Below are 12,470 nucleotides of genomic sequence, written 5' to 3' on the forward strand. Positions count from 1 at the left end.
TTTTCCGTTGCCTGGATTTACTGGGTGCTGATCGCACCGTCTACCAGCATTTGCGCTTCAGCCACCAGTTGCTTGAGGTGGTCGTCGCCGATAAAGCTCTCGGCGTAAATCTTGTAGATGTCTTCGGTGCCCGACGGACGTGCGGCGAACCAGCCGTTTTCGGTCATCACCTTCAGACCGCCAATGGCCTGATCGTTGCCCGGCGCTTTGCTGAGAATGCTCTGGATCTTCTCGCCCGCCAGTTCGGTCGAGGTGACCTGCTCCGGCGACAGTTTGCTCAGCAGGGCTTTCTGCTCTGGATTGGCCTTGGCGTCGACACGCACCGAGAACGGCTCGCCCAGCTCGTCGGTCAGCGCACGGTAGGCCTGGCTTGGGTCACGGCCGGTACGGGCGGTCATTTCAGCGGCCAGCAGGGCTGGAATCAGACCGTCCTTGTCGGTGCTCCAGACCCCGCCGTCCTTGCGCAGGAACGAGGCGCCGGCGCTTTCTTCGCCGCCAAAACCCAGCGAGCCGTCAAACAGACCATCGGCGAACCATTTGAAGCCGACCGGCACTTCGTACAGGCGACGACCCAGACGCTTGGCCACGCGATCGATCAGACCGCTGCTGACCACGGTTTTGCCCACGGCCGCATCGGCGCGCCACTGCGGACGGTTCTGGAACAGGTAGTCGATCGACACGGCCAGGTAGTTGTTCGGTGCCAGCAGGCCGCCGGACGGCGTGACGATGCCGTGACGGTCGTGATCCGGATCGCAGGCGAAGGCCACGTCAAAGCGTTCTTTCAGACCGATCAGGCCTTGCATGGCATGGCTGGACGATGGGTCCATACGAATCTGCCCGTCCCAGTCGACGGTCATGAAGCGGAACGTCGAATCGACTTCCTTGTTCACCACGTCCAGGTCCAGACGATAGTGCTCGGCAATCGCCGACCAGTAGCGCACCCCTGCTCCGCCCAGCGGATCGACACCCAGGCGCAGTTTGGCGCCGCGAATGGCATCGAAGTCGATGACGTTGATCAGGTCGGCCACGTAGGTGTTGACGTAGTCGTGACGGTGGGTGGTTGCGGCCTTGAGCGCCTGCTCGTAGCTGATGCGTTTGACGCCGGCCAGTTTGTTGGCCAGCAGTTCGTTGGCCTTGGCTTCGATCCACTTGGTGATGTGGGTATCGGCCGGGCCACCGTTGGTTGGGTTGTACTTGTAACCGCCGCTCTGAGGCGGGTTGTGCGACGGCGTGATGACGATGCCGTCGGCAAGACCCGTGGTGCGACCACGGTTGTAGCAGAGAATGGCGTGAGAAACCGCCGGGGTCGGGGTGTACTCATCGCCTTCGGCGATCATCACGGTCACACCGTTGGCCGCCAGCACTTCCAGGGCACTGGCCCCGGCCGGGGTCGACAGTGCATGGGTGTCGATACCGACGAACAACGGCCCGGTGATGCCCTGGGCTTCGCGATACAGGCAGATTGCCTGGCTGATGGCCAGAACGTGCCACTCGTTGAAACTCAAATCAAAGGAACTGCCCCGGTGCCCGGAGGTGCCGAACGCCACGCGCTGGGTGGAAACCGAGGCGTCGGGTTGCCCGGTGTAATACGCCGTAACCAGTCGCGGGATGTCGACCAACAGTTCTGCCGGTGCCGGTTTGCCCGCAAAAGGACTGAGTGTCATGCAAAACCTCTGAAATAGAGTGGTTCAGGAAATTGAAACCGAGTTTACTGGCAGTTCGTCCAGAGTGCGATGGGGTCTATTGCATACAGGCCGGGTGTTTTCGAGCATCCGCCCGCGGAGCCAGTCGTAACGCATCCCCAAGCAGTCCGACAAGTCTTAACAACTCGTGTTCGGCGCTGCCCGTCACGCTCACGCGCATGTATTGCGCGTGCAGCCCCTGAAGGCTGAACAGCTCCCCCGGCGCAATCAACACATGCTGCTTGAGCAAGCGTTGAAACACCGTGTCCATCGCAATCGGATGTGCAGAATGCAGCCAGATCGTTGCGCCTCCCTGAGGTTCGACGATCTGCACAATGTCGCCCAGACGCTCACGCATCAAATCGATCCATTGCGTTCGACGCTCCCTGAGCAAGTGCTTGAGCACCGGCAGATGCTGGTCGACTCGCCCGCTCGCATAGAGCCGGGCAATGGCCTTCTGGCGGATCGGCGACAGACGAAACGAACGCAGCAGGAAATGACGCTGCAGGTCTGCGCGCCACTGTCGCGAGATGACAAAACCGTAGGGCGCTTCGACCCCGATGATTTTTTCGAACATGGAAAAAACCAGCAGACGGTCGGGATCCACCAGCTCACGCAGGGGGTCCCCTTCAGCGTCGTCCAGCAATTCGCCATGACAATCATTTTCCAGCAGCCAGGTGCCATGACTCAGGAGCAAATCCGCGATGGCCTCACGGCAGGCCGGCGGGATACGGCTGCCGTGCGGCATGTTCAATCTGGAGGACAGCAGGATCAATCGCACCCGCTCGCTCTCAAGCAACCTTTGGAGGTTCTGCGGATCGCAGGCGCCGTCCGGCTGAAGCGGCAGCTCGATCACCCGAACCTCGGCGGACTGGAACAGGCGCAGGATCATCCAGTCGCATGGCGACTCGACCACCACCGTCGAGTGACGCAGCTCAAGGACAGCGATCAGGATCTCCAGCACCCCACGCAGATCGGCACCGATATAGACGTCCTCGGCGTGCCAGCAATGGTCGGCCGATGAGGTGTAGCGGGCGGCGAGCAGCGTGCGCAGCTCCAGTTCGCCGCAAGGCTGGGCCGGCGTCTGCAAGTGTCGTGGATACTGGCGCAACAGCTCTCGTTCAAGCATCAGCAAAGGCCGGTCAAGGGGCTGGATCGATGCCGGTTCATCGGCACTCAGTACCTGCATCCCGGTGCACCTGGCGTTGACGTAGACCGTTTCCAGCAAATCACTGCCGCGTCCGGGCGGCATGACCACCGATGTCGGCTGTGCGAAATATCCCGACTTGGCCACGGAATAGACCCGGCCTTCTTTTTCCAGCAATGCGTAGGCGTATTGAATGGTCGAGATCGATACGCCAAGCCGCTCGGCCAGCTGCCGTAACGATGGCAGTCGAATCGCGCCTTCACTACCCGGTTCGCTGATCAGTTGCGTCAGGTAACGATAGACCGCCTGATAGGCAAAATCGGATCCTCGCGACTCACTCATGAGCGGGCGCCTGCAAGCAGATCCCCGTGGTCGAGCAATACAAACACACTCAACCTTCCGCCGAACGGTCGCCCAGCGTGACTTCATGCTCGGGCAACTCGGGCGCTTTTGCGAGGTGATCGCCCATCGGGACCGCTTCCATTGCGTACAACCGGCTGATCAGTCGAAGGGGCAAGCCGCTGACATCTGTCATCCACTGCAGCACCTGCTCCGGCGCATGCAGGCCCTGCATGGCGCGGTGCAGCTCCGGCATGGCGACCAGCATCCCCGGATGACAGGTGCGCAGGAATCGCTCAAGGCCGGCGCCTGCGTTGATGAAGGGTGCGAACAACAGGCACACCAGTTGCGGCTCATCAAGGTCGAAGTTCTTCTGCAGGGCAGCCGCCGCCAGCGATCGGTGCTCTGCGAGATCAGCCAGATTGGCGAACGCGGATTCAAACCGCTCACAAACCTGCTCCGGCGTGTTCCTGCGACGCATCGTCGCCAGGCATTGCTGTTGATACTCCGAAACCCCGGCTTCATAGGTGCGCCCTTCGATGTAACTGGCCTGCAACCCTTTCAGATAGGCGCCGATCAAAGGATCGGCACACTCGCCGGTACGCGCTTCAAGCATCAGGTCGTCTGCCTGAAACCCGAGGAAGTCGCTGAGCAAGGGCCACCGCTCTTCCATTTTGCCCACCACCATATCGTCGATACCGATATAGCTGGTACGGCGACAGGCTTCGAATTCACCGAGCGGTCGCCACGGCACCCGGTCGTCCTGGCTATAAAGCTCGCGATAGCAATCACCGCCAAGGCTGTCGAGCAGACAGAACAGCTCTTCGAACCCGCCACCCTTGCGCGACAACTCGCCCAGGCCAACCTTGCGGACCGCCCGCTCCAGCCCATCCAGAAACTGCTCCTGACGGAGTGCGTTGTCGCTGCTGATCAATGCGTCGACCCCGTTGTTCCAGCGGGCGACCTGACCGTAGAACTCGGCGGTGCTCAGGTACAGGTCATCCCATAGGGTCAGCGCCTCATCCCATCCGCGGCGGTGCCCCACCATCAGCAGATTGAGTCTGCCGGCCTCGCGCCCCTCGTCGCAGACAGGCGCCAGATGGTTGAATGGCAGGATCTCGCGATGATCCACCATCAACAGCTCGACTCTCGGGTCGTCATGCAGAAACAGCGCACTGAAACAGCGATGCAGGTTGTGCAATGCCGAAGCCGGTACGCCATTGCTGCGCAGGGTAGCGACCCGCAACTGAAACGTGGCCGGTGCACGCCCGGCAATGCTCAGCTGGGCTGCACGTAAAAGGGCCAGGCTATAGCAACAATCGCGCGTGCCCGATTGAATCGCCAACACCTTGAAATCACCGATGCGATCCATGCCCCCGGCAGCGACCGCCAGCCTCTGGATCAGCAACTGCAACGCCGTGCGTTCAGCACGGGAAAAGAAACTCAGCAATCGTTGCAATACTTGCTGGTAGACATAATTCATTGCCTGATCATGGATCGTGCTCATCAGTACTTCACCCGGTATCAAAGGTTTATATCGCGCGATCACGAATGGTGAACGCACAATCATTCTTCATTAATTAATAGACGCTGAAATGCTAACACTTAAGTTTTTGTAGTTATTTGAAACAGTTGAGCGCGCGGCACTTGTGCTTGACCAACGGCAAGCCTGAAAGCCGCGCCGTTACTGGGCCCTTCGCGAGAACGCGTTTTCCTAGGAAACTTCTTACAAGCCCCTGCACATGATGAGCACAAGAAAAAAAGAAAGGATTACATGGCACCCCTACAAACATTAAACAAAAGTTTGAGGCGCGATGATAAACAGCCGCTTGATATTGCACGGAGCAAATAGAATGCACAGACATAGCTCATTCCTTGAGATGAAAGTAGTCATTCAATTATCAGGGTCTGGAGGGCAATTAGAAGATACAGATCGAGAGTAAAAACCAGTTCAGTTGCTGAACGTCCCCAGGTGTCTGACCCAGGGATTCTCGGTGTCTGAAGGATAAAACGCACAAGAGTCCGTGGGGCCACGGACTCTGATCGGGAAGGTCAGGCAGTTTCGATTTGCAAGGCAACCCGCTCGCGGCATGGGCACTCGTCCATGTAGCGGTGAGCTTCGACAAACTCGTTGAACGGGAACACGCGGGTCTTGAGCGGCAGCAGCACACGGTCGGCAGTGAGCTGGTTGATATCACGCAAGGCACGCTGCAGGGCGACGTGATCCTGAATGATGCCGAGCTCCGGCTTGCCGGTGAAATTGCCGATGCAATGCACGAAAAACTGAATGTTCTTCTGGAACGCTGCGCACGCTGGGAACGGCGTCTGGTTGCCTCCCTGCAAGCCGTACAGCACCAGACTGCCACGGGGTGCCAGCACATCGCCGAGCAGCGACATCTGTGGCCCGCCGAGACCGTCGAACACCACGTCGACACCACGGTTGTCGGTGATCTTGTTGATGCGCATCAACAGGTCTTCTTCTTCGGTGACGATCACTTTCTCGGCACCGAGAGACAGCAGGTACTCACGTTCCTCCGCCGTTTTGGTGGCGGCAATCACCCGCACACCCAGTGCTTTGCCCAACTGGACGAAGGATGGGCCGGCACAGTGGCTGGCGTCGGTCACCAGGGCGAACTGCCCGGGTTTGACTCGTGCCAGGTCAACGTAGCCAAAATAGGCGATCAACAGCGGCGTGTAATGCACGCTGGCTTCAATCGGGCTGAGCACGTCCGGATAACGGGTCAGCGCGGTGCGCGGCAGAACGATCAGTTCGCCGTAGACCGGGTAATCGTTGGGGCTTTCGGCCGGGAAGCTGGCCACCTTGTCGCCCACTGCCAGATCTTCGACGCCGTCGCCGATGGCTGTGACCACACCGGCCATTTCATGGCCCAGGCCTGAAGGCAGGCGCGCCTGGGACGACGCCAGATTCTGACGCCAGAGCGTGTCATACCAGCTGATGCCGATCGCCTCGACACGCACCTGCACTTCGCCAGGACCTGGCTGAGCAGCCGCATGCTCTTCGCATTTGAGCACCTCGGCCGGACCAAACTTGTGAAAACGGATCGTGCGGGACATCGCAAACCTCGTCAAAGTAACCTCTAATGCCATGAACTCTATCTGGGCTTTCCAGCCACGACTATCAGTGGCTATTAATAGTCGACATGCCTGTCATTGATTCCGCAGCATGGCCAGCATTGAAAAAATCCATGAAAAAACTGCTGCCACCTTCTCAGTAAAGCTGAATTACCCGGTGCAGAGTACCAGCCTTTCCCCGTAAGATTCATGCCGGCCATTGTTCTCATATGGCCACTCTCGTCAAGCTTGATGACTCTGCCAGGACTCCAGATGAATCGTAATGACCTGCGTCGTGTCGACCTCAACCTGTTGATCGTGTTTGAAACGCTGATGCATGAGCGCAGCGTGACTCGTGCAGCGGAAAAGCTGTTTCTCGGACAACCGGCGATCAGCGCGGCGCTCTCGCGTCTGCGCAGCCTGTTCGACGATCCTTTGTTTGTGCGCACCGGGCGCAGCATGGAGCCTTCCGCCCGCGCGGTGGAAATCTTCGCCCTGCTCTCCCCGGCCCTGGACTCGATTTCGACCGCCGTCAGCCGCGCGGCGGAATTCGACCCGGCCACCAGCACCTCGGTGTTTCGCATCGGCCTGTCGGACGACGTCGAGTTCGCGTTGTTGCCGATGCTGCTCAAGCGCCTGCGCGCCGAAGCGCCCGGCATCGTGCTGGTGGTACGCCGCGTCAACTACATTCTGATGCCGGGCCTGCTCGCCTCCGGCGAAATCTCCATCGGCGTCAGCTACACCACCGATTTGCCGGCCAACGCCAAACGCAAGGTTCTGCGCCGCAGCGCCCCCAAACTGCTGCGCGCCGATACTGTGCCGGGCCCATTGAGCCTGGATGATTACTGCGCTCGTCCACATGCGCTGGTGTCGTTTGCCGGTGACCTCAGTGGTTTCGTCGATGAGGAACTGGAAAAACTCGGGCGTAAACGGCACGTGGTATTGGCCGTGCCGCAGTTCAACGGCTTGGGTACGCTGCTGGCGGGCACCGACATCGTCGCGACCGTCCCCGATTACACAGCGGAAGCCCTGACTGCCGCTGGCGGCCTGCGCGCCGAAGACCCACCGCTGCCGACGCGCACGTTCGAGCTGCACATGGCCTGGCGTGGGTCGCAGGATAATGATCCGGGGGAGCGGTGGTTGCGGTCGCGGATTCAGATGTTCTTTGGGGACCCTGACAGTCTCTAGGCTTCCTTTGCGGCATCTCCTTGTTACGGACGGGTTCGAAACGGTTTGGCAATCCGGATCAAAGGTGCAACGCGGGCTTGGCCTGGCGAACGCCATGGACAGTAGGCACGCGGACACGCAGCGCAATCAGTAACGCGGCCAGCAGCATCAGCATGGCCGCCGCCACGAATACGGCGGCACTTCCTCCAAGGCTGAACATCGCGCCGCCAGCAGCCGCGCCCGTTGCGATGGCGGACTGCACAGAGGCCACCACCATGCCCCCGGCGCTTTCCGCCTGATCAGGTACCGCGCTGGCGACCCAGTTCGACCACGCCACCGGCACACCACCAAAGGCCAGACCCCAGATCGCCAGCAATACCGCCTGCCCCGGCACCGACGCCGGCAACAGCACCAACGCCAGTGCTGCGACGCCGACCAGCGCGGGCATCAATACCAGAGTGGCCAGAGGGTGGCGCTCCAGCAGCCTCCCGGCCAACAGCGTGCCGACGAAGTTCGCCACGCCGAACCCCAGCAGCATCAGCGACAGCCCTTGCGGACCGATGCCGGTAGTTCCTTCAAGAAATGGCCGAACATAAGTGAACATCGCAAAGTGCCCGCTGTGCACCAGTACACAACCGAACATGCCCATGGCGATGCCCGGGCGCAGCAATACCTCCAGAACGGTGCGCAGTCTTGCCGGCCGGCGCGGTGCAAGGCACGGCAGCGTGAGCGACTGGAAAGCCAGGGTCACCATGCCTACTGCCGCCGCTGCAAAGAACGCGCTGCGCCAGCCATATAACCCGCCCAGATAACTGCCCAGCGGCACCGCAACGACCGTCCCAATCGCTATGCCGCTGAAGATGATCGACAACGCCCGAGGCAACAAAGCACTCGGCACCAAACGCATCGCTACCGCTGCCGCCATGCTCCAGAACCCGCCAAGGGCAATACCCAGCAAGATGCGCATCAACAACAGCACCGCGAAGCTGGAGGAAACGGCGACCAACAGATTCGACGCCACCATCAACGTGGAAAAACCCAGCAACACCCAACGTCGATCGATGCCGCGGGTCAGGCCTGGCACCAACAGGCCCGCGAACAGCGCCACCACGGCTGTCACCGTTACCGCCTGGCCAGCCAGCGCTTCGGACACTCCCAGATCGTTAGCCATCAGCGTCAACAAACTCGCCGGCAGGTATTCAGCGGTCAGTAACCCGAACACACCCATTGCCAACGAGAAGACGGCCATCCACGCGGGCGTCGAAGGTTCCAAGTCCGCGCCGACGCCGCAATGGCGGTCGGATACGGTGTTACTTAAACAGTCAGTCATTGCACGGATCTCCCAATGTTCATTGCGAGCCGAAGTCTAGGCGCCGGAAATCGGATGATCTATGATCCAAAGTCTCTACTTTTTGATCAAAACACCTGAACAATGTCTGCAGATCAGTTTGCTCTCTCCTCGGACCTCATCAATGAACTATTGCGCGGCATGCGCCTGCGTGGCGTTGAATACCGGCGTATCCAGGCGGGTCCCACTTTTGGATTGAGCTTCGCGCAAAAGCCTGGGCACGCCTGGTTCCACTTCATGGCCGTGGGCAATGCGGAACTGCGAATGGAGGACGGCAACACCTACGCGCTGTCTGCCGGCAACGCCGTGTTCATCTCCCATGGTGCGACCCATCAACTGCTTTCCCATCCGGACGCGCCTGTTCAAGACATCGACGGTCTAGACGGCGAAACCTTGGGTGACACCATCAGTGCGGTGGATACCGGAACCGATGCCTGCCCCACGCCGAGCACTCTCTTGTTCAGTGGTTGCATGGAGTTTGAACTGGGCAGTATCCATGGGCTCGGCCGGCTGATGCCGGGCCTGATGCTGATTGATGCCGGCGGCCAGCGTTACCCCGGGCTGGTACCGATCCTGACCGCCATGGAACGGGAGGTCAGCGCCGCCCGTGTGGGGTTCGCCGGTATCCTCGCGCGGTTGGCCGACGTGGTGGCCGCCATGGTTGTTCGCGGCTGGGTGGAGTGCGCCTGCGGCAATGCTTCCGGGCTGATCGCCGCCTTACGCGATCCACGCCTGGCCGGTGCACTGCTTGCGCTCCATCAACAACCGGGCCGCGACTGGACCGTTGCGCAGTTGGCAGAGCACTGCAATACCTCGCGCTCGGTATTCGCGGAGCGCTTCCAGGTCACGATTGGCATGACTCCACTGCGCTACGTGACCGAACTGCGAATGCGGCTTGCAAGCCAGTGGCTGACGCTCGAAAGGCTGCCGATTGAAGAGGTGGCGCAGCGCTTGGGCTATACATCCCAGGCTGCTTTCAGTCGTGCATTCAAGCGCATTACGGGCAGGACACCGGGTTTGAGTCGCAAGGCGAGGCAGCCCGCGACTACTTGAAGTCCAGCGCAAGGAGTCAAGGATCCGCGCCTCTGAGTCACTTGCCGCCGGTTACGTCGAGGAATGTACCGGTCACAAATGATGCCTCTGCGCTGGCCAGCCACAAAATGGCCCGCGCCACCTCGTCTGGCTGCCCGCCCCGGCCCATCGGGATTGAGTCCTTGACCCGATCGACCCGCCCCGGTTCGCCGCCGCTGGCATGCATGTCGGTATAGATGTGGCCCGGGCGGACACAGTTGACGCGAATGCCCTCACGGGCCACCTCCTTGGCGAACCCGATGGTGAACGTTTCCAGCGCCCCCTTCGATGCTGCGTAGTCAACATACTCATTTGGACTGCCCAGACGCGCCGAAGCCGACGAGACATTGATCACCACGCCTCCCGCACCACCGTGCCGCAGAGACATGAGCTTCACAGCCTGCTGGGCGCACAGAATCGGCCCGAGCGCATTGACCGCAAAGATGCGTTGCATGCGTTCGAAACCCAGATCCTCAAGGCGTGACTGCTGCGCCAGCACGCCTGCGTTGTTGACCAGGACATCAATGCGCCCGAACGTGCGGTCGATCGCGGTAAAAAGACTCGCAACCTGCTCGGGATCGGCACTGTCGGCGCGCATCGCCAACGCCTTGCGCCCCATCGCTTCTATATCTGCCGCTACCGCCAGCGCAGCAGACTCATTGGCAACGTAACTGATCGCCACGTCGTAGCCCTGCTCGGCAGCGAGTCGGGCGGTGGCGGCGCCCACTCCTCGGCTGCCACCGGTAATCAGAATCAGCGGAGCCTGCGAGACGTTAACCATGAAACTACTCCTGAGCAGATGAAGCCGAGTCAGCCGATGATGATCGCGCCGCTGGCGATCACCACACAGGCCAGCATCCGGCGGACGGTAAGTGTTTCACCGAGGAACAGGTAGCCAAGCAGCGCCGCAAACAGCACGCTGGTTTCACGCAGGGCTGACACCGCGCCCAGCGGGGCTTCGTTCATCGCGTAAATAACGATTGCATAGGCAATCAAAGAGACCAGCCCGCCCATCGCTGCAGCGGGCATTCCGGGCCGGATCGAAAACAGGCTGCGGGCATCGCGCAGACCGATGTACACCGCCGGCATCAGTACGCCCCACAGAGCGCTCATCCACACCGTGTAGGCAAGCGGCGCACCGGAAAGCCGGGCGCCAATGCCGTCGACCACGCTGTAAGCCGCGATAAAACCACCGGTGCCCAGCGCATAAGGCAGGCTGGGCACCGACAGGCTGCGCCCCCGGAAGGCCAGCGAGATGATTCCGCCTGACACCAGCGCAATGCCGAGCAACTGGCCGGGGGTTATGGTTTCGCCGGCAAACAGCGCAGCGCCGAGCGTGATCAATGCAGGCGATGAGCCGCGCGAAATCGGATAAATCTGTCCCAGATCGCCGACCCGGTAACTGCGCACCAGAAACAGGTTGTAACCAACGTGCAGCAATGCCGACAGCAGCGCATACCCCCAGCTTTGAGGCGCAGGCGCCGCCATGAATATCGCGGCAACTGCACAGACCATCGCGATGGCAACGCACATCACCGTCATCGACCAAAGCCGATCGGCACCGCCGCGCAGCAATGCATTCCAGCCGGCGTGCAGCAGCGCGGCGAACAGGACAAGGAGGACGAGATGATTAGGCATTGGCCATTCTAGACAGCCTGAGCGGCCGGATTACAGAGAAGACTCCTCATTGCACCATGAGTGATTCTTCATGCCCTAAACCTGTCCGCCTTGCACTTTAAGCGCCTCACCGAGCAACCATTCGCGAAAACTCTCAATGTGCGGCTGCGTCTCAACGCCCTTGGGGCAAACGAAGTAATAAGCGAGCGGTGACTGAAACGGCACATCGAACAGCCGCACCAGACGGCCGTCGTCGATTTCCTTCTCGACGTGCCCGCTGCGCACCAGAGCAATGCCATGGCCGAGTAAAGCCGCCTCCACCGTCATATTGGTATCGCCAAACCTGACGCTTTCCCGCAGCGGGGAAAACGCCAGCCCGACGGACTGGAACCACGCTTCCCATTTCGGCGCCAGTTCGGCGCCGTCACGAGCCAGCAGCGGCAACTGCAGCAAATCGGCGGGACTGCCCGGCATTCCGACGCGTTGCAGCAGTTCGGGACTGGCCACCGGAAAAACCTGCTCACCGAACAAAAACTGCGAATAAAGACCGGGGTAGTTGCCCTTGCCCAAGCGGATCGCGACATCGGCTTCGCTGCTGGCGAAATGGATGACCTTGTCCGTGGTGTCCAGCGACACCAACAGTTCCGGGTGCTGGCGGGCCAGGCTCGGCAAGCGTGGCAGCAACCATTTCAACGCAAAGGAATACGTCGTACTGACGCTGAGCCGGACCCTGCCCTTTTGCTCACGCAGATCAGCCAGCGTCGCCTCAAGGCTCATGAAAAACTCGCGCACAATCGGCGCCAGGGTAGCGCCCGCAGGCGTAAGGCGTAACGACTTGCCCCTTTCAAACAGCTGCAAGCCCCATAGATCTTCCAGGTGTCGCAGCTGGTGGCTGACCGCGCTCTGGGTCACATGCAGTTCCTGCGCGGCGGCGGTGAACGTCGGGTGTCGGGTCGACACCTCGAAAGCACGCAAGGTCGCGGTCGGGGGTAGATCTCTCATAAGTAATGGGTCCGGGATCGGCAAA

Annotated in this window: 10 protein-coding genes; 2 read left to right on the plus strand and 8 right to left on the minus strand. The window is 60.7% G+C overall.

All coding sequences use genetic code 11. The annotated features are described in order from the left end of the window. Positions 1–17: 17 nt before the first annotated feature. From pgm to AWU82_RS07450, 4 genes are all read right to left on the minus strand, one after another. Entirely contained in the window at positions 18–1,664 is a 1,647-nt protein-coding gene (gene pgm / locus AWU82_RS07435) for a phosphoglucomutase (alpha-D-glucose-1,6-bisphosphate-dependent) (RefSeq protein WP_064381675.1), read from the minus strand. A 76-nt stretch (positions 1,665–1,740) separates the two neighbouring features. Beyond that, the gene (locus AWU82_RS07440) at positions 1,741–3,171 is read right to left on the minus strand and encodes an aminotransferase-like domain-containing protein (RefSeq protein WP_064381676.1); all 1,431 of its coding nucleotides are present in this window, start codon (positions 3,169–3,171) and stop codon (positions 1,741–1,743) included. Positions 3,172–3,220: 49 nt separating this feature from the next. After that, complete coding sequence (locus AWU82_RS07445; protein ID WP_064384099.1) at positions 3,221–4,675, minus strand: hypothetical protein; 1,455 nt, start codon at positions 4,673–4,675, stop codon at positions 3,221–3,223. A gap of 545 nt (positions 4,676–5,220) precedes the next feature. Then, positions 5,221–6,243 (minus strand): zinc-dependent alcohol dehydrogenase family protein, encoded by a 1,023-nt coding sequence (locus AWU82_RS07450; protein ID WP_064381679.1) that lies wholly within the window; start codon positions 6,241–6,243, stop codon positions 5,221–5,223. Positions 6,244–6,513: 270 nt separating this feature from the next. On the opposite strand from AWU82_RS07450, the gene AWU82_RS07455 reads away from it, so the two are divergent. Continuing rightward, the gene (locus tag AWU82_RS07455) at positions 6,514–7,428 is read left to right on the plus strand and encodes a LysR family transcriptional regulator (RefSeq protein ID WP_042610061.1); all 915 of its coding nucleotides are present in this window, start codon (positions 6,514–6,516) and stop codon (positions 7,426–7,428) included. Positions 7,429–7,486: 58 nt separating this feature from the next. On the opposite strand, the gene AWU82_RS07460 is transcribed toward AWU82_RS07455, so the two are convergent. Further along, positions 7,487–8,737, minus strand: a complete 1,251-nt coding sequence (locus tag AWU82_RS07460; protein WP_064381682.1) for an MFS transporter — start codon at positions 8,735–8,737, stop codon at positions 7,487–7,489. A gap of 102 nt (positions 8,738–8,839) precedes the next feature. Here AWU82_RS07460 and AWU82_RS07465 point away from each other — a divergent pair, with 102 nt between their 5' ends. Beyond that, positions 8,840–9,808: an AraC family transcriptional regulator gene (locus AWU82_RS07465; protein WP_064381684.1), complete on the plus strand. Its 969-nt coding sequence runs from the start codon at positions 8,840–8,842 to the stop codon at positions 9,806–9,808. Positions 9,809–9,845: 37 nt separating this feature from the next. Here AWU82_RS07465 and AWU82_RS07470 read toward each other — a convergent pair whose 3' ends face one another. The 3 genes from AWU82_RS07470 to gcvA form a co-directional block, all read right to left on the minus strand. After that, positions 9,846–10,607, minus strand: coding sequence for an SDR family oxidoreductase (locus AWU82_RS07470; RefSeq protein ID WP_064381686.1), 762 nt, complete (start codon positions 10,605–10,607; stop codon positions 9,846–9,848). 29 nt (positions 10,608–10,636) lie between these two features. Further along, complete coding sequence (locus tag AWU82_RS07475) at positions 10,637–11,464, minus strand: EamA family transporter (RefSeq protein ID WP_064381687.1); 828 nt, start codon at positions 11,462–11,464, stop codon at positions 10,637–10,639. A 75-nt stretch (positions 11,465–11,539) separates the two neighbouring features. After that, positions 11,540–12,445 carry a transcriptional regulator GcvA gene (gcvA, locus tag AWU82_RS07480; RefSeq protein ID WP_064381689.1) on the minus strand — a complete coding sequence of 302 codons (906 nt, stop codon included), beginning with the start codon at positions 12,443–12,445 and terminating at the stop codon, positions 11,540–11,542. Between the last annotated feature and the right edge of the window lie 25 nt (positions 12,446–12,470).

The organism is Pseudomonas glycinae (assembly GCF_001594225.2).
Taxonomy (GTDB): domain Bacteria; phylum Pseudomonadota; class Gammaproteobacteria; order Pseudomonadales; family Pseudomonadaceae; genus Aquipseudomonas; species Aquipseudomonas glycinae.

Coding starts and splice junctions, on each gene's coding strand:
- gcvA (WP_064381689.1), bottom strand. CDS start 12,445: ATGAGAGATCTACCCCCGACCGCGACCTTGCGTGCTTTCGAGGTGTCG.
- AWU82_RS07440 (WP_064381676.1), bottom strand. CDS start 3,171: ATGAGTGAGTCGCGAGGATCCGATTTTGCCTATCAGGCGGTCTATCGT.
- pgm (WP_064381675.1), bottom strand. CDS start 1,664: ATGACACTCAGTCCTTTTGCGGGCAAACCGGCACCGGCAGAACTGTTG.
- AWU82_RS07450 (WP_064381679.1), bottom strand. CDS start 6,243: ATGTCCCGCACGATCCGTTTTCACAAGTTTGGTCCGGCCGAGGTGCTC.
- AWU82_RS07470 (WP_064381686.1), bottom strand. CDS start 10,607: ATGGTTAACGTCTCGCAGGCTCCGCTGATTCTGATTACCGGTGGCAGC.
- AWU82_RS07460 (WP_064381682.1), bottom strand. CDS start 8,737: ATGACTGACTGTTTAAGTAACACCGTATCCGACCGCCATTGCGGCGTC.
- AWU82_RS07475 (WP_064381687.1), bottom strand. CDS start 11,464: ATGCCTAATCATCTCGTCCTCCTTGTCCTGTTCGCCGCGCTGCTGCAC.
- AWU82_RS07455 (WP_042610061.1), top strand. CDS start 6,514: ATGAATCGTAATGACCTGCGTCGTGTCGACCTCAACCTGTTGATCGTG.
- AWU82_RS07465 (WP_064381684.1), top strand. CDS start 8,840: ATGTCTGCAGATCAGTTTGCTCTCTCCTCGGACCTCATCAATGAACTA.
- AWU82_RS07445 (WP_064384099.1), bottom strand. CDS start 4,675: ATGAGCACGATCCATGATCAGGCAATGAATTATGTCTACCAGCAAGTA.